The organism is Cedecea sp., from assembly GCF_036500665.1.
Classification (GTDB): Bacteria; Pseudomonadota; Gammaproteobacteria; order Enterobacterales; family Enterobacteriaceae; genus Cedecea.
This window is the reverse complement of the sequence record NZ_DASYBS010000063.1, coordinates 1-18,033: the sequence shown is the minus strand read 5'-3', so window position 1 is coordinate 18,033 and position 18,033 is coordinate 1. Positions and strand designations below refer to the sequence as shown.

Annotated in this window: 15 protein-coding genes; 6 read left to right on the top strand and 9 right to left on the bottom strand. The window is 54.8% G+C overall.

All coding sequences use genetic code 11. The annotated features are described in order from the left end of the window. Positions 1–82: 82 nt before the first annotated feature. Complete coding sequence (gene apbC / locus VGM55_RS10385) at positions 83–1,195, bottom strand: iron-sulfur cluster carrier protein ApbC (RefSeq protein ID WP_154188025.1); 1,113 nt, start codon at positions 1,193–1,195, stop codon at positions 83–85. A 162-nt stretch (positions 1,196–1,357) separates the two neighbouring features. Here apbC and metG point away from each other — a divergent pair, with 162 nt between their 5' ends. Beyond that, entirely contained in the window at positions 1,358–3,394 is a 2,037-nt protein-coding gene (metG, locus tag VGM55_RS10380) for a methionine--tRNA ligase (RefSeq protein ID WP_154188026.1), read from the top strand. Positions 3,395–3,431: 37 nt separating this feature from the next. On the opposite strand, the gene VGM55_RS10375 is transcribed toward metG, so the two are convergent. Then, the gene (locus VGM55_RS10375) at positions 3,432–4,664 is read right to left on the bottom strand and encodes an MFS transporter (RefSeq protein ID WP_331635407.1); all 1,233 of its coding nucleotides are present in this window, start codon (positions 4,662–4,664) and stop codon (positions 3,432–3,434) included. A 193-nt stretch (positions 4,665–4,857) separates the two neighbouring features. On the opposite strand from VGM55_RS10375, the gene VGM55_RS10370 reads away from it, so the two are divergent. The 3 genes from VGM55_RS10370 (at position 4,858) to deoR (ending at position 7,023) form a co-directional block, all read left to right on the top strand. Next, positions 4,858–5,580, top strand: coding sequence for a phosphatase PAP2 family protein (locus tag VGM55_RS10370; protein ID WP_331635422.1), 723 nt, complete (start codon positions 4,858–4,860; stop codon positions 5,578–5,580). Continuing rightward, a complete protein-coding gene (gene ybjG / locus VGM55_RS10365) occupies positions 5,577–6,185 on the top strand; it encodes an undecaprenyl-diphosphate phosphatase (RefSeq protein ID WP_154188028.1) in 609 nt (202 codons plus the stop codon). The genes VGM55_RS10370 and ybjG overlap by 4 nt, the downstream gene beginning before the upstream one ends. 73 nt (positions 6,186–6,258) lie before the next feature. Next, positions 6,259–7,023 carry a DNA-binding transcriptional repressor DeoR gene (gene deoR / locus VGM55_RS10360; RefSeq protein ID WP_154188029.1) on the top strand — a complete coding sequence of 255 codons (765 nt, stop codon included), beginning with the start codon at positions 6,259–6,261 and terminating at the stop codon, positions 7,021–7,023. 3 nt (positions 7,024–7,026) lie between these two features. On the opposite strand, the gene dacC is transcribed toward deoR, so the two are convergent. Then, positions 7,027–8,217: a serine-type D-Ala-D-Ala carboxypeptidase gene (dacC, locus tag VGM55_RS10355; RefSeq protein WP_154188145.1), complete on the bottom strand. Its 1,191-nt coding sequence runs from the start codon at positions 8,215–8,217 to the stop codon at positions 7,027–7,029. A 261-nt stretch (positions 8,218–8,478) separates the two neighbouring features. Between dacC and VGM55_RS10350 the strand changes: the two genes are divergently transcribed. Then, complete coding sequence (locus VGM55_RS10350; protein WP_154188030.1) at positions 8,479–9,105, top strand: glutathione S-transferase family protein; 627 nt, start codon at positions 8,479–8,481, stop codon at positions 9,103–9,105. Here VGM55_RS10350 and VGM55_RS10345 read toward each other — a convergent pair. The 6 genes from VGM55_RS10345 to VGM55_RS10320 all read right to left on the bottom strand — a co-directional run bounded on the left by VGM55_RS10345 (position 9,097) and on the right by VGM55_RS10320 (position 15,850). Next, complete coding sequence (locus tag VGM55_RS10345) at positions 9,097–10,215, bottom strand: PQQ-dependent sugar dehydrogenase (RefSeq protein WP_331635406.1); 1,119 nt, start codon at positions 10,213–10,215, stop codon at positions 9,097–9,099. The two genes, VGM55_RS10350 and VGM55_RS10345, sit on opposite strands and share 9 nt — an antisense overlap. Before the next feature lie 115 nt (positions 10,216–10,330). After that, positions 10,331–10,714, bottom strand: coding sequence for a biofilm formation regulator BssR (locus tag VGM55_RS10340; RefSeq protein ID WP_154188032.1), 384 nt, complete (start codon positions 10,712–10,714; stop codon positions 10,331–10,333). A gap of 126 nt (positions 10,715–10,840) precedes the next feature. Further along, positions 10,841–11,665, bottom strand: a complete 825-nt coding sequence (gene licT, locus VGM55_RS10335; RefSeq protein WP_331635421.1) for a BglG family transcription antiterminator LicT — start codon at positions 11,663–11,665, stop codon at positions 10,841–10,843. Between the two features lie 64 nt (positions 11,666–11,729). Beyond that, on the bottom strand, positions 11,730–13,154 hold the full coding sequence (locus VGM55_RS10330; protein ID WP_331635405.1) for a glycoside hydrolase family 1 protein: 1,425 nt from the start codon (positions 13,152–13,154) through the stop codon (positions 11,730–11,732). Positions 13,155–13,172: 18 nt separating this feature from the next. Next, a complete protein-coding gene (locus VGM55_RS10325) occupies positions 13,173–15,035 on the bottom strand; it encodes a beta-glucoside-specific PTS transporter subunit IIABC (protein WP_154188035.1) in 1,863 nt (620 codons plus the stop codon). A gap of 230 nt (positions 15,036–15,265) precedes the next feature. Further along, a complete protein-coding gene (locus VGM55_RS10320; protein ID WP_154188036.1) occupies positions 15,266–15,850 on the bottom strand; it encodes a hypothetical protein in 585 nt (194 codons plus the stop codon). A 334-nt stretch (positions 15,851–16,184) separates the two neighbouring features. On the opposite strand from VGM55_RS10320, the gene rimO reads away from it, so the two are divergent. Beyond that, on the top strand, positions 16,185–17,510 hold the full coding sequence (rimO, locus tag VGM55_RS10315) for a 30S ribosomal protein S12 methylthiotransferase RimO (protein WP_331635404.1): 1,326 nt from the start codon (positions 16,185–16,187) through the stop codon (positions 17,508–17,510). The last annotated feature ends 523 nt before the right edge of the window (positions 17,511–18,033 follow it).

Sequence of the window (18,033 nt, the reverse complement as noted above, 5' to 3'; positions counted from 1 at the left end):
TCCCCTCAACCCAACCCTCTCCCCAAAGGGGCGAGGGAGAAATAAGAAGCAATGTTGCGGCTAAGGGAGAGAGATTAAATTTTTACACCGCTCTGAAGGCGATCTCGCTTGGGATCACTTCCCCGTTCCAGTAAAGCTGAGCCGCCACGCGGCCGGCCAGTTCACGGTACAGCGTGGTGATGTCGCTTTCCGGGCGGTTGATGACCGTCGGCTTACCGGCATCCAGGTCTTCGCGCAGCGTAATGTGCAGCGGCAGCTGGCCCAGCAGCGTAGTGTGATACTGCTGCGCCAGTTTCTCAGCGCCGCCCGTCCCAAAGATAGGCTCCTGGTGGCCGCAGTTGCTGCAAATATGAATGCTCATATTCTCAACGATGCCCACCACCGGCACCTCAACCTTCTCGAACATCACGATCCCTTTGCGGGCGTCAATCAGCGCAATGTCCTGCGGCGTGGTGACGACCATCGCCCCGGTTACCGGGATGTTCTGCGCCAGCGTCAGCTGGATATCACCGGTGCCCGGCGGCATATCGATGACCAGGTAATCCAGGTCAGGCCACAGGGTTTCCTGCAGCATCTGCATCAAAGCCTTGCTGGCCATCGGGCCGCGCCACACCATGGCGTTTTCGTCGGTGACGAGGTAACCAATCGAGTTGGTCGCCAGGCCATGCGCCACGATTGGCGCCATGTGTTTGCCGTCCGGTGACGTTGGGCGTTCGTGCTCAGCGCCCAGCATGGTTGGGATCGACGGGCCATAAATATCGGCATCGAGAATACCGACTTTGGCCCCTTCTGCCGCCAAAGCCAGCGCCACGTTTACCGCAGTGGTCGATTTCCCCACGCCGCCTTTGCCGGAGCTAACGGCAATGATATTTTTTACGCCGTTAACGCCGGGCTGGTTTTTAACCCGCTTGAGCGTGGCAATGTGGTGATGCAGCTTCCAGTCCACCGCTTTCGCGCCGGTGATCCGCAGCAGGTCTGAACTGCAGGTCTCTTTCAGGACGTCAAATCCGCTTTGCCAGACAAACGGCATCTGCAGCTCGACGTGCAGCGTGTCGTCAAGCATCGCCACATGGTGCAGCGCTTTCAACGCGGTGAGATTGTGCTTCAAGGTAGGGTGCTGAAAATTGGCCAGGGTCCCGGCGACCATCGCGCGTAGCTGTTCCGGGGACTTGCTGGACGGGGATTGCGAATTCATCCCGACTCCTTATGTTTTTATCGGACATTGCAATCCGCTAAGCATACCAGAAACCGCGCCGCCTATTCATGTGCGGTTATTGCGGGCTTTGGGGTTACTAAACAATTGCCAATCCGGTAATATCGAATCCCCTTTTTTAAATCAGAAGATGCAATTCCCACTATGACTCAACCCGCGAAAAAAATATTGGTAACGTGCGCCCTGCCGTACGCAAACGGCTCAATCCACCTCGGTCACATGCTGGAGCATATTCAGGCTGATGTCTGGGTCCGTTACCAACGAATGCGCGGCAACGAGGTTAACTTCATCTGCGCAGACGACGCCCACGGCACGCCTATCATGCTGAAAGCTCAGCAGCTGGGAATTACCCCGGAGCAGATGATTACCGAAATGAGTCAGGAACATCAGACTGATTTTGCAGGTTTTAACATCAGCTATGACAACTACCACTCCACGCACAGCGACGAGAACCGCGAGCTGTCGGAGCTGATTTATGGCCGCCTGAAAGAGAACGGTTTTATCAAGAACCGCACTATTTCTCAGCTCTACGATCCGGAAAAAGGCATGTTCCTGCCGGACCGTTTTGTCAAAGGCACCTGCCCGAAATGTAAAGCCCCGGATCAGTACGGCGATAACTGCGAAGTGTGCGGCTCAACCTACAGCCCAACCGAACTTATCGATCCGAAATCCGTGGTGTCCGGCGCGACGCCTGAAATGCGTGATTCCGAGCACTTCTTCTTCGACCTGCCCTCCTTCAGCGAAATGCTGCAGGCGTGGACCCGCAGCGGCGCGCTGCAGGAGCAGGTGGCTAACAAGATGCAGGAGTGGTTCGAGTCCGGCCTGCAGCAGTGGGATATCTCCCGCGATGCGCCTTACTTCGGCTTCGAAATCCCGAACGCACCGGGCAAATATTTCTACGTCTGGCTGGATGCGCCGATCGGCTACATGGGTTCCTTTAAGAACCTGTGCGATAAGCGCGGCGACGCCACCAGCTTCGACGAATACTGGAAGAAAGATTCCAGCACCGAGCTGTACCACTTCATCGGCAAAGACATCGTTTACTTCCACAGCCTGTTCTGGCCAGCCATGCTGGAAGGCAGCAACTTCCGCAAGCCGACCAACCTGTTTGTGCACGGCTACGTGACGGTAAACGGCGCGAAGATGTCCAAGTCTCGCGGTACCTTCATCAAAGCCAGCACCTGGCTGAAGCACTTCGATGCCGACAGCCTGCGCTACTACTACACCGCGAAACTGTCTTCCCGCATCGACGATATCGACCTTAACCTGGAAGACTTCGTGCAGCGCGTGAACAGCGACATCGTCAACAAAGTGGTGAACCTTGCCTCCCGTAACGCCGGCTTCATCGCCAAGCGTTTTGACGGCATGCTGGCGGCAGAGATTGCCGATGCTGAACTGTACAAAACCTTCACCGATGCGGCAGAAAGCATCGGTGAAGCGTGGGACAGCCGCGAATTTGGTCGCGCGATCCGCGAAATCATGGCGCTGGCGGATATCGCCAACCGCTACGTGGACGAGCAGGCTCCGTGGGTGGTGGCTAAGCAGGAAGGCCGTGATGCCGATTTGCAGACCATCTGCACCATGGGCCTGAATATGTTCCGCGTACTGATGACCTGGCTGAAGCCGGTTCTGCCGTCGCTGACCGAACGTGCAGAAGCGTTCCTGAACGCCGAACTGAGCTGGGACAGCATCGCCACGCCGCTGCTGAACCACAAAGTAAACAGCTTCAAGGCGCTGTATAACCGCATTGAAACCAAACAGGTGGAAGCGCTGGTAGAAGCGTCTAAAGAAGAAGTTAAGGCGCTGAATTCCACGCCGGTGACCGGCCCGCTGGCGGACGATCCGATTCAGGAGACCATCACCTTTGATGACTTCGCGAAGGTGGATATGCGCATCGCGCTGATTGAGAAAGCGGAATGCGTAGAAGGCTCCGACAAGCTGCTGCGCCTGACGCTTGACCTCGGGGGCGAGAAACGCAACGTCTTCTCCGGTATTCGTACCGCTTATCCTGACCCGTCGAAGCTGGAAGGTCGCCTGACCGTGATGGTGGCCAACCTCGCCCCACGTAAGATGCGCTTTGGTGTCTCTGAAGGGATGGTGATGGCCGCAGGTCCTGGCGGAAAAGATATTTTCCTGCTGAGCCCGGACAGCGGTGCCCAACCGGGCATGGCGGTTAAGTAAGCCAATAAAAACCCCGGATTTCCGGGGTTTTTATTTATCAGGCGTCTCGCGCCTGGCCGACGGTTTTATCCTTCAGGAACACCACCATTAAGCCAAGCCAGAGCACGCCGCCCAGCAGGTTAAACAGGCTGAACAGCCCATTGCCGCCGAACTGATAGATATGCTTGCTCAGCTCAATACCGACCGTAAAGATAAGCATCTGCAGCATCCCCATCGCCGCCGACACCGTACCTTTACTCATGTCGCTGGCAAACAGCGTCAGGCGCACCAGGCCTGCGTTCGCCAGGCCGATACCGAAGGCATAAAGACTCAGGCCTGCGGTCATCCACAGATAAGCGTGGGAAGAAACCACCGTTGCCACCGCGGCCACAATCAGGCCGGGCACAATCCACCAGCCGCCCATAATAATCAGGCTGCGCACGCTGCGGCGCGCGGTGAGTTTTGCCAATACCAGGTTACCGAGGATCAGCGCACCGAAAATCGGTACCTGCAGCAGGCCATATTCATAGCTGCTAAGGCCCTCACCGTTGATGATAATCACCGGAGATTGGGCAATCCACGCCAGCAGCGGCAGGCTGACAAATCCGGTCGCCAGCGCGCCAGCAACAAAGCGAATATTCTTCAGCACCAGTTTATAGTCACGGCCCAATTCGGGAAGCGAGAGCTTCTCGCCGAGACGCGTCGCGGTTTCCGGCATCGCCTTATGCAAACCGAAGAAAGATACCGCTGCCAGCACGGCAAACAGTACAAACATTGTTTCCCATGGCGCAACGTGGATCCACGCGGCGCCCACCAGCGGCCCCAGCAAAGGCGCAATCAGCGCCACGTTCGCCATCAGAGCGGTAATTTTAATGCACACCGACTCTTCAAAGGATTCCTGAATAGCGGCATAACCCACTGCGCCGATAAAGCACAGGCTTATTCCCTGCAGGAAACGCAGAAACGTAAATTGTTCGATATTTTGCGCCAGCAGCGTTGCCAGGCAGGTCATGATGAACCACACCACACCGGTCAGCATCACCGGACGGCGGCCAATACGGTCAGACAGCGGCCCGAGCAGCCACTGCAGGAACATCCCCCCCGCCAGATAGGCAGTCATCGACGTAGGAACCCATTCAACGCCCGCCTGGTATTGGTCCACAACCGCCAGCATGCCCGGCTGGATCATGTCGTTGGCGATATAGGTTGAGAATTCGTAGAGCACCAGGCAAAGCGGAAACAGCAATGCCTGACGGCCTAACGATTTGTTAGCTATCGTATTATTTTGCATTAGGAACTCAGAAGATAAAAAAACGCGCAGAGTGTATTAAATTGCCCGCACGGATGGTAGTAAACGACAAATGAAAAGCACAGGTTGTAAATGCGCCCTTATCATAACCCAATTGTATTAAGGATTTCTTAATCTGTGATGAATATTCTGCTGCCATTCAACTGAAGCCCGTACGGTACCCGCCATTTACATGATGACAAGTTTTCCTAAACCAATGGTAAATAAGACAAAACTTCTTTACCGACTGCCGCCGCGCTTCTATCTTTTCCAGCTTTTCATCTTGATAATACTGGCTGCCGTTTTTAGCTGGCTTTCAAGAGATGAGGGACTGGATCGCTGGCTGACAGGATACTGGTTCGATGCGGCAACGCACAGCTTCCCGCTGCAAAACGATCGGCTGTTGGATTTAGTCAATCACCGCTTGTTAAAAGACCTGGTGATTGCGGGGGGTGCCATCGCCTTGCTATGGGGGCTCGGGCGCCGCCAGCCGCGGCTGGTTGTGGTCGCTCTGCTGGTTGGCCTGGGCGCGTTAACCGTCGGCATCCTAAAGGGGTTCAGCGCGCACTCTTGCCCGTGGAGCCTGCTGGAGTACGGCGGCAATGCGGTTTCGTACCCGCTATTTGGCGCAGTCCCGGCGGACAGCGGGCCGGGAAGATGCTTCCCCGGGGGCCATGCCTCCAGCGGCTTTGGCGTGATGGCGCTGTTTTTCTTGTTTTACCGTGAACGCCCGCGCCTGGCGTGGTTTTTCCTCGGCTTTGGCGTCTTTCTTGGCTTGAGCATGGGATACGGTCAGGTGATGCGCGGCGCGCATTTTTTCAGCCACAACCTGTGGGCAGGTTGGTGGGTATGGTTAACCCAGGTGGCGCTTTACGGCGTGATTTCCACCTGGTTAGTTAAGGAACAGGACAAGTTATGATGGAAAGTCTCAACCAGAATCTGTTTTTGCTCATTAATGCCACTCCGGCGTCTCCTGAGTGGATTATCAAGTTGGCAATATTCTTCGCGCGGGATCTGATCAGTATCGTCCCGCTGCTGATCGCAATTCTCTGGCTATGGGGTCAACGTAAGCAGATGACCGCCCAGCGGCAGATGGTTATCAAAACCGGAATGGCGCTGGGGATTAGCGTGGCGCTCTCGTGGATTATTGGCCAGCTGTTCCCGCACGCTCGCCCGTTCGTTGCCGGTATTGGCTATAACTTCCTGCATCATGCGCCGGATGATTCATTTCCAAGCGACCACGGCACGGTGATCTTCACCTTTGCGCTGGCCTTCCTGTGCTGGCACCGCGTCTGGTCCGGTATTTTGCTGTTTGTTATCGGCTGTGCGATTGCCTGGTCCCGCGTTTATCTCGGCGTGCACTGGCCGCTGGATATGCTCGGTGGTCTGCTGGTCGGCATGAGTGCCTGCCTGCTGTCGCAGCTGGTCTGGAACCTGCGCGGGCCGCAGATTCACCAGCGCCTGCACCTGATCTACCGTTTTTGCTTTGCGCTGCCTATCCGTAAAGGCTGGGTGCGTGACTAAGTCTCTTGCGGAAGGTAAAATGCGTTAACTAAAGCCCTGCCTTAGCGGGGCTTTTTAATGTTCAGAGGCCACTATGGAAACCCGCCGTGACGAGCGTATTAACCGCCTGGTTCAGGCGCTAAAGCGCAGCGATAAAATTCATCTAAAAGAAGCCGCACAGCTGCTCGGCGTGTCCGAAATGACCATCCGCCGCGACCTTAACAACGCGCCGGGCCAGGTCGTTCTGCTGGGTGGCTATGTCGTACTAGAGCCCCGCAGTGCGAGTGCCAGCCACTACCTGCTAAGCGACCAAAAAACACGTCAGGTGGATGAAAAGCGCCATGCCGCGCAGCTTGCCGCACGGCATGTGCAACCGCATCAAACGGTGTTTTTCGACTGTGGCACGACCACGCCTTATATTATTGATGCACTGGATGATGAACTGGTGTTTACCGGGGTTTGTTATTCGCTGAACACTTTTTTGGCGCTGCAGGATAAACCCAACTGCCGGGTGATTTTAAGCGGCGGCGAGTTTCACGCCAGCAATGCGATTTTTAAGCCGATCAATTTCCAGGAGTGCCTTGGTAATATCTGCCCGGATGTTGCCTTTCTTTCTGCAGCAGGAGTCCACCAACGCCACGGCGCAACCTGTTTTAATCTTGATGAATTACCTGTCAAACACTGGGCGTTGAGTATGGCTCAACGGTCTGTGTTGGTGGTCGATAGCACCAAATTTGGCAAAGTACGCGCCGCCTGTATGGGACCGCTGACGGCGTTTGACGCCATCATCAGTAATCAGCCTCCCGCCGCAGAGTTTGTGGCGTACGCCACGGCGGAAAGCATCAGGCTGGAGTGGTAGCGCTTAAGAGAACCAGCTGCCAAACCAGCTGTGGAATTTCATCAGCACGAAGTCCCACATACGGCTAAAGAAGCCGCCCTCTTCTACCGGCTCCATCACCAACAGCGGACGCTGTTCAATAGATTTACCGTTAAGCTGGAAGTCGATGGTGCCGACCGCCTGCCCTTTCTTCAGCGGTGCGGTGAGCTGCGGCTCGTTCAGCGTAAAGCTGGCTTTCAGGTTTTTCAGCTGTCCGCGAGGGATAGTCACCGATCCACCTTCGCCCGCGCCAAGATTAACTTCGCGCTTATCACCAAACCAAACGCGCTGGGTCACGAAAGTGGCATCCGGCTTAATCGGCGTCACGGTTTCGAAGAAGCGGAAGCCCCAGGTCAGCAGCTTTTCACTTTCGTTAAAACGGATACGGTCGGTTTTGGTGCCCAGCACAACGGAAACCAGACGCATATCGCCGGAGGTCGCCGAGGCAACCAGGTTGTAGCCAGCACCTTCCGTCGTGCCGGTTTTCATACCGTCAACGTTCAGATTAGAGCTCCACAGCAGGCGGTTGCGGTTTGGCTGCTTGATATTGTTGAAGGTGAACTCTTTTTCTTTGTGAACCGCATACTCGTCCGGCACGTCGTGAACCAGCGCACGTCCCAGCAGCGCCATGTCACGCGCGGTACTGAACTGGCCCGGCGCGTCGAGGCCATGCACGGTTTTAAAGGTGGTGTTGGTGAGGTTGAGCTTCTGCGCGTAGTTGTTCATCAGGCTGACGAACGAATCCTGGCTGCCCGCCACATAGTCGGCAATGGCGATGCTGGCGTCGTTCCCGGACTGAATGATAACGCCCTTGTTCAGGTCTTCCACCGAGACTTTATCGCCAGGTTTCAGGAACATCAGCGAAGAGCCGCGCAGCACCGGGTTGCCGGTTGCCCAGGCGTCTTTTCCGATGGTAACCATATCGGTAAGGTGAATTTTGCCCGCTTTTAATGCCTGCCCGACTACGTAGCTGGTCATTATTTTGGTCAGACTTGCCGGATCGAGCTTGTCGTCGGCGTTTCCTTCAGCCAGCACTTTTCCGCTGGCATAATCCATCAAAATCCAGGCTTTGGCATCGACCTGGGGCGCAGCTGCGGTCTGTTCAGCGCTCAGCGCAGGAGCGGCCACCAGCAGCAGGGTTGTCCCCGCGACGAAAGCACGTAACGTTGCAGGCATTTGCAAGCTATTCATAAAACCACCTGAGTATCCATTCTTAAAAAATCACGGCGCGCGCCGCCACCCATATGTCAGGATGTGAGTAATAACGCACGAATCCACTTAAAGAAACATAGAGTTGGTAAAGTTTGTTAAGTTTATTCGATATCCGGCTGACTTGCCGCCGTCACGCTTATTTTTTTAGCTTTGGTTGAGACGTTGTGGTGTTTCCGCCATCAAGTTGCGCGATACTCAACCTCCACCTGTAAAAAAGGAACCATCATGATTACCGTTTGGGGTAGAGATAATTCCACCAATGTCAAAAAAGTGCTGTGGTGTCTGGAAGAGCTGAAGCTGCCATACCGTTCCGTTCCCGCGGGGGGCCAATTTGGCCTGACGCACGACGCTGAGTATCTGGCGATGAACCCGAACGGGCTGGTGCCGTGTATTCATGATGATGTACACGGGCTGACGCTTTGGGAGTCCAATACCATTGTGCGTTACCTGGCCGCAGAGTATGGCCGAGACTCGCTATGGGTGAACGTCCCCGCCGAACGCGCCAAAGGGGAAAAATGGATGGACTGGTCTGCCACGGCGGTGTCCGGCCCTTACCGCGACGTCTTCTTCAATATGGTACGCCTGCCGCCTGAACAGCGGAGCCAGGAGCAAATTGACCGCGGTATCGTCGCCTGCAACAAGCTGTTTGCCATTGCGGATGCCGAACTGGCAAAACAGCCGTGGCTTGGCGGAGACGCATTCGGCACCGGCGATATCGCCTTTGGTCCGCAAATTTACAGCCTGCTCAACCTCGATATTCCGTGGGATGCGGTGCCAAACCTGCAGCGCTGGTATCAGCAGCTGACACAGCGCCCGGCGTTCCAGAAAGTCATTATGATCCCACTAAGCTGACGGGCTGAGTTTTAGCAACTCGCCGTCGGACTCGTCGGTCAGGACGTACAAATAGCCGTCCGGGCCGACGCGCACATCGCGGATACGCTTGTTACGATCGCCCAGCAGACGCTGCTCACCCGTCACCTTGTCGCCGTTAAGCGTCAGCTCAATCAGGTTCTTTTCCTTTAGCGCGCCGATAAACAGTTTGCCTTTCCACTGCGGGAAGGTATCGGCCTGATAAAACGCCATCCCGCTTATCGCCGGGGAAACCTTCCAGTAATGCGCCGGCTGCTCGGTGCCCTCGACTTCCCCACCTTTGGCTTCCGGAATTTTTAGCCCGCTGTAGTTAATTCCCCAGGTGGCAAGCGGCCAGCCGTAGTTTTTTCCGGCTTCCGGAATGTTGATTTCATCCCCGCCTCGTGGGCCGTGCTCATTCAGCCACAGCTCGCCGTTGGCCGGATTAATGGCTAATCCCTGCGGGTTGCGGTGACCGTATGACCAGATTTCCGGCCGGACGCCCTGCTTGCCCACAAACGGATTGTCCTGCGGCACAGAACCGTCGGCGTTGAGGCGCACGACCTTACCCTGGAGTTTCTCGAGGTCTTGCGCGGTCGCGCGCTCGTTGTTTTCTCCAAGGGCGATAAACAGATGACCTTTGCCGTCAAACGCCATACGCCCGCCGAAATGGTTACCGGTGGAGAGTTTTGGCGTCTGGCGGAACACAACCTTAAAGTTCTCCAGCCGCTTCATGTCCTGACTCAGAGTGCCGAATCCCACGGCGGTACCGGCTTTATTGTCGCTACCGCCTTCGGCAAAGCTCAGCCACACGCGGCGGCTGCTGGCGAAATCAGGGGCAAGAACAACGTCCAGTAAGCCGCCTTGTCCATGCGCCCAAACCGGAGGTACGCCGCCGATCGGCTGAGATATCCCCACGTCTGGCTGCCAGCGGTGAAGTTGCCCATCACGCAGGGTAATCAGCATGCCCTGGTTATCGGGCAGAAAGTCCAGCGCCCAGGGATGAGGCAGGTTGGTTTGCAGCACGTCGACTTTGGTTTCTGCGGCCAGAGCATAAGAGGAAGAGAAAAGCAGCGTGGCGGCGATAAGCGTGCGGGACGGGAACGGCGTCATGGCAATCTCCTGATTTTGGCTATCCGTTAAGGGTAGCCGCCGGGGGAAATTGGACGCTCGCTTTTACATAACATTAAAAACGGGGAGCGTGACAGGCTCCCCGCGATCGGTTTGGTCAGGCTTCCACGGCCTTACCGCGTGCTGCCAGCGCGTTCAGGCTCTGAGTCAGTTGCTTCAGGCCGGTTTCAAGCTTCGCCGCATCTACCGAGATGTACTGCGGGCAATCTTTACGCCCGCTCATCAGGCAAATCGCAACGGATGAACACGCCTCAACGGCATGGCGAAAATCATCCTTTTCATCCTCCATCAGGCTCGCCTGCAGCACAAACGCCGCATCACGGCACCGATGGCATAAATCAAGCAGACACATGCGCAGCTGCTCACTTTCGCCGACTGACATGTACCCTTTAGCCTTTCTCAATGCCAGATAGGTGGCTATTTCTCCCTTCGCGGCCTGCAGCTTTTGCAGCAGATCGTGTTTAAGTGTACGTCCGGACATATTACTTTCCTCCGTGTCTGATTAACCCATCATCCACGGTTAAAGTATGGTCGTTTTTTGAGCGACAGTGGTGTCTTTTACCCACCTTTTGATCTTACTCAACCCGCTTTACATTTGCCCCGCAGCCTACTCGCGCAGTCGGTTGATATGAATCGTCAAAAACATGGTTTCATCCAGCGTCAGCGGGCAGGCGTAGTTCTTACTGAGGTAGTCATTGATCTTCAGCGCGCAGTGCCAGGACTGGGTCATCGCTTCTTTGATCCCGTCATAGAGGCTTTTATCTTTATGATTGACGGGGCTTTTGTTCATCATCCGCAGGGTGAAAAACTTAAGATGGGTAATCATTCTCTGGTAATTAACCGAGTTTTCGTCATATTTTATTTTCAGCTCGTATTTAACGATCGACAGAATATCTTTGATTATCGTGGCGCTTTGCAGGGTACTTTGCATATCGTTCACTTTGGCATTGGCCAGGTGCAAAGCAATAAATCCGGCTTCATCTTCCGGTAGCTCAACCTCCAGCCTGAGGTTGATTAACTCGACCGCCTCCTGCGCAAGAGCAAACTCGGGCGCATAGAATTTTTTGATGTCCCAAAGCAGCATATTCTTGATTGCATGCCCCTTTCTGTGGCGCTGTACGGCAAAGTTAATGTGGTCGCTGAGCGCAAAAATTAGCGACTCCTGCACATCAATGGCGAGGCGCTGCTGCGCCAGCCGGAGAACCGTTTGCGTGATCAACAGGCATTCCAGTGGAATAGCGCTCACCAGTTCGCTTAACAGCGCGTCGACGCCGCCGCTTTGCTTGACGAACTGGCTCTCAATGCCTTCGGTTGGAAGCGGGTCGCCTTCCCGTTTGCCGAAGCCAATGCCCCGCCCCAGCGCCACAATTTCACCGTGTTTAGCATCTAAGGCAATAACGGCGTTATTGCTCAAAACTTTTAGAACGGTAATCACCGTAACCTCGCTGGTTATCAATTCAGGGCGGCCGCTTTACAGCGCTACCGCCCACGTCCGGTCAGTCCGACAAACCGTTATTTTTCATTACGTCAGAGTACCAGCCTGCGCTTTTCTTCGGGATACGCCGTAAATCTTTCAGGTCAAACTCATCGCGATTCACATAGATTAGACCGTAACGCTTTGAACACCCCTGATGGGTAGAGATAAGATCCAGCGCCGACCACGGCGTATAGCCAAAAACCTTAACGCCGTCGGTTATCGCCAGCTGCATCTGTTCAATATGCAGCCGCAGAAAATCGATGCGATAGTCATCCTGAACTTCCTCGTTTTCATCAAGCTTATCAAATGCCCCCAGCCCGTTTTCCGTAATCAGCAACGGTAAATGATAGCGATCCCAGATCTCCCGCAGCGTATTGCGGAACCCGACCGGGTCAATCTCTGTGCCAAACTGGGTACGGAGAAGATGAGGGTTCGCAGCGCCACGGTGGACGCCGTCTTCACCCGACTTGAGGAGCTTGTTCCCCCCGCGCACCACTTCGTCATTGCCGTCGCCGCGGCTCGCCTCTACGGCCTGGGTAGTGTAGTAATTAAAGGCGATAAAATCGGGACGACCGCGTTTCAGCACCTCGGCATCGCCGGGCAGCATCTCCGGGGTATACCCTTTCTCTTCCATGTAACGCCAGGCCAACGTGTTGTATTCCCCTCTCGCCGCCATATCCAGGTACAGCCAGTTGCGAATGGCATTGTAGTTAAAGGCGGCCTGAACATCTTCCGGCTTACTGCTGGCCGGGTAAATCACCGCGATATTCGGCGCGGGGCCAATCTTCGAATGGGGGTATTTGGTATGCAGGTCGCGCATCGCCATCGCCTGGGCCACCATCATGTGATGGTTTTGCTGATATAGGTTCTTCTTTTTGTCCGCCTGCGTCGAAAGCTTTGGATCCAGCGTGCCCAGCGCCTCGCCCTGCAAAATCATTAAGTTCTGTTCATTGATGGTCAGCCAGTACTTCACCTTATCGCCAAACTCATCAAACAGGACGTTGGCATAGCGTGCAAAAGCGTCGACGCTGGCGCGGTTATACCAGCCGCCTTTTTCCTGTAACGCCTGGGGCAAATCAAAGTGGTACATCGTGACTATCGGTTCAATATTATGCAGCCGAAGCTCATCGATAACCTTGTGATAAAAGGCGATACCGGCCGCGTTAACTTCACCGGTTCCGTCGGGAATAATGCGCGTCCAGGCGATAGAGAAGCGATAGGTTTTGAACCCCAGCCTGGCAAAAAGCGCGATATCCTCACGGTAGCGATGGTAGTGATCGCTGGCGACCTTAAAATCCGTGGTGCCTTCCGGATAGCTTTCACGCGCGTCAATGACCGACAGCCCCTTTCCGTCCTCATTCCAGGCACCCTCAACCTGATAGGCAGACGTTGATGCACCCCACAGAAAGTCTTGTGGGAAGGGTTTCAGTTCACGGTATCTCATAGGTAGCTCCTTAATGGCTCAGGATAAAGTGAGAAGCATTTCGCCGACACGGGCCTGCGATTGCGTCTGTTTTTGCAGCTGATGGTAGCTGTCGGCGTTGGCGACGATGACCGGCGTAATGGTGTCGTAGCCCGCTTTTTCTATGGCTTCGCGATCGAATTCGAGCAGCAAATCACCGCGTTTAACCTGCTGGTTTTCGCTAACGTGAATGCGGTAGTGTTCGCCGTTCAGTTGAACGGTATCAAGCCCAACGTGGATCAACACTTCAGCGCCGTTGCTGGAGAGAATTTGCAGTGCGTGGCCGGAGTCAAAGGTGGCGGAGATGGTGCCATCAACCGGCGAGAAAACCTGGTTGCCGTTCGGGCGTATCGCCAGTCCGTCTCCCACTACGCCGCTCGAAAAAACCTTATCGTTAACCTGTTCGAGCGGAACAATTTCTCCGCTCATCGGCGCAGCAATCTGTTCTGCGCTCACGGCGGAGGCTGGTGTAAGGGTTGCTGTTGATGCCGCGTCGCTAACCTGTGGCTTCTCTTCAGGAATATCCTCAAAACCGACTATCCAGGTCAGTACGGCGGCAAGGACGAAGGAAACACAGATGCCCAGAATCAGACCGCCAAAGCCTTCGCCGTAGAAGATAGGCAGCGTCAGCAGGCTTGGGATCCCGGTTGAGATAGCCGCGCTGTTAAAGTAACCCACGATACCGCCGCCTACGGCAGCCGCTATCACGGCGCAGACAAAAGGCTTTTTAAGCTTGAGCGTTACGCCGTAGACCGCAGGTTCAGTAATACCGAACAGCGCGGTAATAAACGTACTGCCCGCTAGCGCCTTCATTTTCTTGTTTTTTGTTTTCAGCATCACGGCCAGCACCGCCCCCGCCTGAGCGAAAACGGCAGGCACCGTAGCCGCCTTCAGCGTGCTGCGCCCAATCGTCGTAATGTCGTTGATGATCACCGGCGTAAAGGCCCAGTGCATGCCGAAGATAACCAGAATCTGCCATACTGCCGCAATCAGCGCCCCGGCCAGGATAGCATTGAAACCAAAGATGATGACGAAGAAGCTGGCCGCATATTCGCTGGTGTAAATACCAATCGGCCCGATGGTGATAAGCGTCAACGGCACCATAATCACCAGCAGCAGGAACGGCGTCACGATGCTGCGTACCGTTTCATGGATGGACTTATTGAACAGCCGCTCCAGCTGGCACATCACCCAGACGGCCAGAATAATCGGGATAACCGTCGAGCTGTACTTCATCAACACCACGGGGATCCCCGCGAAGCTCACATCCGCTTTGGTGTTGAACAGTTCGATAATCGACGGATAAATTAACGCCCCGGCAATGGATACGGCGACGTAGATATTGCCCTGAAATTTTCGCGCGGTGGTAATGGCCAGCATGATGGGCAGGAAGTAAAATAGGCTGTCTGCCGCCGCCGCTAAAATGATGTAGGTGCTTTCCGTTTTGCTCATCCAGCCTTCGCTTAACGCGATGCTGAGCAACCCTTTCAGTACGCCCGAGGCGGCCATCGCCCCCAGCAGCGGGGTGAAAATCGACGAAATAATGTCGATCATTTTGCTGAAGATATTGGTGCGGCTGAATTGACCGCTTTGCCGCTCGGAACGGCTGTCGTCCAGCAAAGACGAAATCTCGCCTATCTGGCGATAAACCTCCGCGACCCGGTTACCGATAACCACCTGGAATTGCCCGGAAGCCTGCATCGTAGTGATAACCCCGTCCAGACGTTCAAGCGCCGCGATATCCACATGCCCGATATCGCGCAGAGAAAAACGTAGCCGGGTCGCGCAGTGCACCACCGTGACGACGTTGCTCTCGCCGCCGACCAGCCGTAAAACATCCTCAGCTAATGCTTTGATATTCATATTTTTTACCTTTCACTCAGCGAGTCTTGTTATATCCGGGCCAAAAAAAAAACCTGACCAGCAGCATGTCGGCGTAATGCAACATGCTGCTGGTCAGGTTTCGCTCAGGTCTGGCCCGATGACGTCCTTAATGTGAGTTCGTTATATAAAACAAAATTCGGGGCCACAATCCTCAATGGCTGAATCTGTGACCCGGTGCAGAAAATTGTTACCGGGAACAGTGTTAAAAATCAGAACCGGGAAAGTAAAAGCTCGCAGTGGCTGAAGTGAACCGATCGTTGCTGGCCCTGCACCGCCCAGACGCCAGCTTTGCTAAGCATGTCGTGATACCGGCGGGAATAAACCGGTATGATAATCTTATCGCAATGACGCCGGAGATTGGCGAGCAGCACGGGGAAAATAGCCCGGCTAATATTCAGCTCGGTAAAAGATTTGTTGAAGCGAACGCATTCGCAGCCCTCGGTAAACAGAGGCAGCGCGCTGCTGTTTCTGCCGCCCATATCATCAACCCAAAATCCCGATGACAGGTGCTCTGCACGAGAGTTGCTAAAAAATTTCATAAACGGCAACGCGTGTTCGAGACAGCCGGGCTCTCCCTTCACCACGCAAAAAAGATTGTTATCGGTAAACCAGCCGGCTTTTTTCTCGAGCCAGTCGCTTTGCGCCTCACGCAGAGAGTGGTGGAAAATCGTTTCTTTCATTCCGTGAGCGATTAACATCCGACAGCCGTTAACGTCAACGCGGGTTTCGAGCTCAACGCCTAAAAGTTGCCCATCCAGAGTGGAGATCGGCAGCGCCCAATGCTGCATGTTCATTTATATTCCCTTATTTTTGTAACTTACTGATAATTGATCGTTTTTATCAATCAATCAAATAAAAACGATCGTTATCACAAAACCTACCAATTTTAGTGGTATACTCAGGTAGTTGATTTAAGGAGAAATTAAAATCTGCAATGGGATTAATCGGAGTGATAAAACGGGGTTTATGGCTGGATAACTTTCACACAAAGCCGATGGTTAAAGGGATGTCCGCCGACGACGCTAAAAAAGCACAAAATGCGAGCTGCAATTCTCCAGTACAAATTCCCGACTAACCTCTGTAGAATCGCTGCCCTAATCTTTCTAATAATTGAACACTTTTTAAGCTATGAGCAATGTAACCCAACAGCCCCGTATCGGGTTTGTCTCCCTCGGCTGCCCGAAAAATCTCGTGGACTCCGAACGCATCCTGACTGAACTGCGCACCGAAGGTTATGACGTGGTGCCAAGCTACGACGACGCCGACATGGTTATCGTCAACACCTGCGGCTTTATCGACAGCGCCGTGCAGGAATCTCTGGAAGCCATCGGCGAAGCGCTGAACGAAAACGGTAAGGTGATTGTCACCGGCTGCCTGGGTGCCAAAGTGGATCAGATCCGTGAAGTGCATCCGAAAGTGCTGGAAATTACCGGCCCGCACAGCTACGAGCAGGTTCTGGAGCATGTTCACCACTACGTGCCAAAACCTCAGCACAACCCGTTCCTGAGCCTGGTGCCGGAACAGGGCGTGAAGCTGACGCCGCGCCACTACGCGTATCTGAAAATTTCCGAAGGCTGCAACCATCGCTGCACCTTCTGCATTATCCCGTCCATGCGTGGCGATCTGGACAGCCGTCCAATCGGTGACGTGCTGGCGGAGGCGAAACGTCTGGTAGAAGCCGGCGTGAAAGAGCTGCTGGTTATCTCCCAGGATACCTCAGCCTACGGCGTGGACGTTAAGCACCGCACCGGCTTCTGGAACGGTGCGCCGGTAAAAACCAGCATGGTTAGCCTGTGCGAGCAATTGGCTAAGCTTGGCGTCTGGACTCGTCTGCACTACGTTTACCCGTATCCGCACGTTGACGATGTGATCCCGCTGATGGCGGAAGGCAAAATCCTGCCGTACCTCGACATCCCGCTGCAGCACGCCAGCCCGCGCATTCTGAGGCTGATGAAGCGCCCTGGCTCTGCGGACCGTCAGCTGCAGCGCATCAAGCAGTGGCGTGAAATCTGCCCGGACTTAACCCTGCGTTCGACCTTTATCGTTGGCTTCCCGGGTGAAACCGAAGAAGACTTCGAGATGCTGCTCGACTTCCTGAAAGAAGCACGTCTGGATCGTGTAGGCTGCTTCAAGTACAGCCCGGTTGACGGCGCAACCGCCAACGAGCTGCCGGACCAGGTGCCGGAAGAAGTGAAAGAAGAGCGCTGGAACCGCTTTATGCAGCTGCAGCAGAAAATCTCCGCCGAGCGCCTGCAGGAAAAAGTGGGCCGCGAGATTCTGGTGATGGTTGATGAAGTGGACGAAGAAGGGGCTATTGGCCGCAGCATGGCGGACGCACCGGAAATCGACGGCGCGGTTTACCTGAACGGCGAAACGAAGCTGAAGCCTGGCGACGTTGTCCGCGTGAAGGTTGAGAACGCGGATGAGTACGATCTGTGGGGTTCAGTGGTTTAGTTTGCCCTTTTCGGCTGGCTGTCTCCCAAGAAATATTCTTAAAGTCTGTTCTTAGGAAATATTCCAGCCCATAGATGTTCCGTTCACCTATAGATCTATTTTCCCTGCACGTTCAGAACACAGTGAACGTGTCCGGGGGATAACGCCATCTCCCTGACAACCCCGGCGCCCGGCGAGCTCATCGCCGCTGAAGCGGTAAACCCACCGGCTATCACCCAAACATTCGGGGTCGTTCGCGATTCGTTCCCGACGATCGCTCTCTTTCGCTGCTCCCAGCAGCTCAACCCCGCCTGAGTTGGGTCATAACCGGGGGCGATGAGAGCCGGGAACAAGGGCGTGGCTTTGGGACTTACAGCAATTTTTATGTTCAGCGTGGCTATAAGTTTGAAGCGAGGCTCGGTTCCGGCTTAAATCGCCTCCGTTTTCTCTCCGACTGGCCAGGGTCCGGACGTCGGGAACGGCCGGAGGCTGAGAGCGTCGGGAACGCATCTCAGCCGACCCAGGACTGGGAGATAAAACGGAG

Bases quoted from the DNA above. Each gene is read 5' to 3' on its own strand.
- VGM55_RS10375 (WP_331635407.1), bottom strand. From the start codon at position 4,664: ATGCAAAATAATACGATAGCTAACAAATCGTTAGGCCGTCAGGCATTG.
- VGM55_RS10340 (WP_154188032.1), bottom strand. From the start codon at position 10,714: ATGTCCGGACGTACACTTAAACACGATCTGCTGCAAAAGCTGCAGGCC.
- VGM55_RS10325 (WP_154188035.1), bottom strand. From the start codon at position 15,035: ATGAATATCAAAGCATTAGCTGAGGATGTTTTACGGCTGGTCGGCGGC.
- rimO (WP_331635404.1), top strand. From the start codon at position 16,185: ATGAGCAATGTAACCCAACAGCCCCGTATCGGGTTTGTCTCCCTCGGC.
- apbC (WP_154188025.1), bottom strand. From the start codon at position 1,195: ATGAATTCGCAATCCCCGTCCAGCAAGTCCCCGGAACAGCTACGCGCG.
- VGM55_RS10350 (WP_154188030.1), top strand. From the start codon at position 8,479: ATGATTACCGTTTGGGGTAGAGATAATTCCACCAATGTCAAAAAAGTG.
- VGM55_RS10330 (WP_331635405.1), bottom strand. From the start codon at position 13,154: ATGAGATACCGTGAACTGAAACCCTTCCCACAAGACTTTCTGTGGGGT.
- dacC (WP_154188145.1), bottom strand. From the start codon at position 8,217: ATGCCTGCAACGTTACGTGCTTTCGTCGCGGGGACAACCCTGCTGCTG.
- deoR (WP_154188029.1), top strand. From the start codon at position 6,259: ATGGAAACCCGCCGTGACGAGCGTATTAACCGCCTGGTTCAGGCGCTA.
- VGM55_RS10345 (WP_331635406.1), bottom strand. From the start codon at position 10,215: ATGACGCCGTTCCCGTCCCGCACGCTTATCGCCGCCACGCTGCTTTTC.
- VGM55_RS10320 (WP_154188036.1), bottom strand. From the start codon at position 15,850: ATGAACATGCAGCATTGGGCGCTGCCGATCTCCACTCTGGATGGGCAA.
- VGM55_RS10370 (WP_331635422.1), top strand. From the start codon at position 4,858: ATGACAAGTTTTCCTAAACCAATGGTAAATAAGACAAAACTTCTTTAC.
- ybjG (WP_154188028.1), top strand. From the start codon at position 5,577: ATGATGGAAAGTCTCAACCAGAATCTGTTTTTGCTCATTAATGCCACT.
- metG (WP_154188026.1), top strand. From the start codon at position 1,358: ATGACTCAACCCGCGAAAAAAATATTGGTAACGTGCGCCCTGCCGTAC.